3 protein-coding genes are annotated in these 3,236 nt (G+C 72.5%); 1 reads left to right on the top strand and 2 read right to left on the bottom strand.

The annotated features are described in order from the left end of the window. The first annotated feature begins 51 nt into the window (after positions 1–51). Complete coding sequence (rpsT, locus tag BGO15_RS09760) at positions 52–312, top strand: 30S ribosomal protein S20 (protein ID WP_286748147.1); 261 nt, start codon at positions 52–54, stop codon at positions 310–312. A gap of 164 nt (positions 313–476) precedes the next feature. Here rpsT and holA read toward each other — a convergent pair whose 3' ends face one another. Continuing rightward, positions 477–1,526, bottom strand: a complete 1,050-nt coding sequence (holA, locus tag BGO15_RS09755) for a DNA polymerase III subunit delta (RefSeq protein WP_286748146.1) — start codon at positions 1,524–1,526, stop codon at positions 477–479. Between the two features lie 104 nt (positions 1,527–1,630). Next, a partial coding sequence (locus BGO15_RS09750) for a ComEC/Rec2 family competence protein (RefSeq protein WP_286748145.1) occupies positions 1,631–3,236 on the bottom strand: 1,606 nt, incomplete at its 5' end.

Here is a 3,236-nt window from a genome sequence, read left to right as displayed (position 1 = left end):
CTACCACCGATCGGCATTGTCCTCATCACTCCGAAACGAAAGAGCCTCTCCGTGGCGAACATCAAGTCGCAGATCAAGCGCAACAAGACCAATGAGAAGGCGCGCGAGCGCAACAAGGCCGTCAAGAGCGAGCTGAAGACCGAGGTGCGTCGCACGCGCGAGGCGATCGCCTCCGGCGACAAGGCCGCGGCTCAGAAGGCTCTCGCCACCGCATCCAAGAAGCTCGACAAGGCTGTGAGCAAGGGTGTCATCCACGAGAACCAGGCGTCCAACCGCAAGTCCGCGATCGCCAAGCAGGTCGCCGCGCTCTGAGCAGCTGGACCGTACGAAGCCCGCTCCGCCTCGGCGGGGCGGGCTTCGTCGTTCTCCGGTAGCGGCGGGTGTCCGGCGGCGGCGTCGGGCAGCGGGCCGGCAGCGGCGCCGTGGTCCGGGCACGTCACGGGTTCGGGAGCCCCGCGCGTCCCGGATCGCCGCGGTCAGTGAGGGGATCGGCCGAACGGCGCGCGGGTCGCGATGACCGTCACCATCCGCTCGAGGGCGAACACCGCGTCGCGCGAGCCTCCCTTGACGTCGGCGTCTGCACGGGCGGTCGCCTGGATCGCCATGCCGAGGGTCGTCTCGTTCCAGCCCGACAGGTCGCGGCGGGCGCGGTCCACCTGCCAGTCCTTCATCCCGAGCCGGGCCGCGAGGGAGGGCGTCGACTCTCGACTGCCCGCCACGCGTGCCATGGTCCGGAGTTTGGACGCGACCGCCGCGACGAGGGGAACCGGATCCGCGCCCGAGGCGAGCGCGTGTCGGAGCGCGATCAACGCCTCGCCGTAGCGGCCGGCGATCGCGGTGTCGGCGACGGTGAACGCCGACGTCTCGACCCTGCCTCCGTAGTAGCGCTCGACGATCTGATCGGTGATGTCCCCTGGCACGTCGGCGATGAGCTGCTGACAGGCGGCGGCCAGCTCGGTGAGGTCGTCGGCGAACGCCGAGACGAGGGCGCGCAGCGCGGCGGGCGCGATGCGCTTGCCCGCCGTGCGGAACTCGCCGGATGCGAAGTCGAACCGGTCGCCGTCCCGCTTGACCGCGGGACAGGGCACCTCCACACCGCTCCCCTGACCAGCCCGGACCGCGTCCAGGAGCTTCTTGCCGCGCACGGATGCCCCGCTGTGGCGCAGGATCACCGTGGCACCGTCCTGAGGGTGCTCCAGATAGCCGAGAGCCTCGGTGAGGAACGCATCGGTCGCCTTCTCGACCCCCGATACGCGAACGAGTCGCGGCTCCCCGAACAGCGACGGTGAGGTGACGCCGAGCAGGGTACCCGAGACGTAGTCGTCCGCGCGGATGTCGGAGACCTCGAGACTGGCGTCCTCCGCACGCAGATAGTCGCGGAGCGCGGCGATCGCGCGCTCCGCGCAGACCTCCTCCGGACCGGACACCAGGACGACGGGCGCCGGCTCGGGTGCGCGCCAGTCCAGCTGCGGGATGGCGATGCGCGACGCTGACGAGGAGCGTGCGGGCGGGCGTCGGGCGGGCATGCGTCCAGCCTAGCCAGGCGGTACGACAGCACCGTCCGCACGACCACGAAGGAGTTCGACGCGCGGAGCTGCGGCGCGCGGGGCTGCCCGCGCGATCTCCCGGCTCACGAGTGCGGCGGCGGCGATCGCTCCCGCCACACCTCGACGCCGGCCCCTGTCGCGGTGACGAGGATGAGCCCCTCATGGTCGGTCCTGGCGATCACGGCGCCGTCCCGTTCGAGGAAGTCGATGGTCTCCGTGCGGGGGTGCCCGTAGTCGTTCTGGAGGCCGACCGAGATGACGGCGACCGCGGCTCCCAGGGCCGTGTACAGCTCCGGCGCCTGGTCCGCGCTGCCGTGGTGCGCGACCTTGACGACCCGGTATGGAGGGCGCGGCGCACCCGAGTGCAGCAGGGCGCGCTGGGCTGTGGCATCCAGGTCGCCGAGGAAGATGGCCGGGGGGACTCCGCCCCCTCGCACATCGAGGGTCACGCTGGCCTGATTCCCGGAGGGGAATGCCCTGCTCCGCTCCGGCGGCCACAGCACCGTCCACGTCGCAGCACCGAGGGAGCCCGTCATCCCCGCATGCGCGAGACGCGCGTCTGCGCCCCCGCGGGAGAGGGCGGCGACCAGGCCCTCTTGCGCGCCGTCTGCGGTCGGGCCGTGCAGCACGACCTCGACGATGCCCTCCACCGCCCCCACACCGCCGGCATGGTCGAGATCGAAGTGCGTCAGCACGAGCAGGTCGAGGTGCGCGACGCCGAGTCGCGTCAGGCACCGCCGCAGGGGCGCCGGATCCGGGCCGGTGTCGATCAGGGCGACCTCGCCCTCGCTGCGCACGAGGAGGGCGTCGCCCTGACCGACGTCGCAGGCCGCGATCGACCACGCGTGCGGAACGGTGAGGGGTCCGGCGACCGATTCGACAGCCGTCGTGCCCGCAGAGATCCCGATGACCACCGCGAGGCCCGCACCCGAGACGGTCCTGAGTCGCCGGGGCCATCGTCCCTGGCCGAAGCCGGCCACGACGACGGTGGTCGCCGCGCCGACGAGACCGAGAAGCACCATGCCGCCGAACCCCTCCGGCCACGCGATCGCGTTGGCAGGCAGCGCGCGCGCGATCTCCGCGGTGACGGCGATCCACTGGGCAGGGAGCCACGTCACGGCGGCGAGCCCGGACTGCAGCACCGGCAACGGCGCGGCGAGACAGGCGGCGAGGCCGACGACCGTGGCGATCGGCGCCGCCGGCGCGGCGAGCAGGTTCGCCGCGACGCCGTACACCGACACCGTGGGAGTGATGAGGACGAGGAGGGGGCCGCACGCGAGCTGGGCCGCGAGAGGCACGGACAGCCCGAGCGCGATGGCGCGCGGCATCCAGCGGGCGAGTCCCTCCGCCAAGGGTCGTGCCAGGATGAGCAGCGCCCCCGTCGCGGCGACGGAGAGCGCGAAGCCGAGCGACGACGCGAGCCACGGGTCGGCGATCAGGACCGCGCAGATCGCCACGCACAGCAGCGAGATCCCCACGCCCCGTCGGCCGAGGAGGACGCCGAGCATCGCGATGGCAGCCATCGCCGCGGCGCGGACCACACTGGGCTCAGGGGTGACGAGAGCGACGAAGCCGGCGAGCGAGACCAGTCCGCACGTTACGCGTATGCCGCGTCGCGCACGGCACGCCGAGGCGGCCGCGAATGCGAGACCCACCACGAGGGCGCAGTTCGCCCCGGACACCGCGGTG

Origin of the sequence: Microbacterium sp. 71-23, from assembly GCF_001897265.1 — a bacterium.
In the GTDB taxonomy this organism is placed as follows: Bacteria; Actinomycetota; Actinomycetes; order Actinomycetales; family Microbacteriaceae; genus Microbacterium; species Microbacterium ginsengisoli.
Note: the sequence above shows the minus strand (reverse complement) of the source record. Positions and strands in the feature narration are given on the sequence as shown.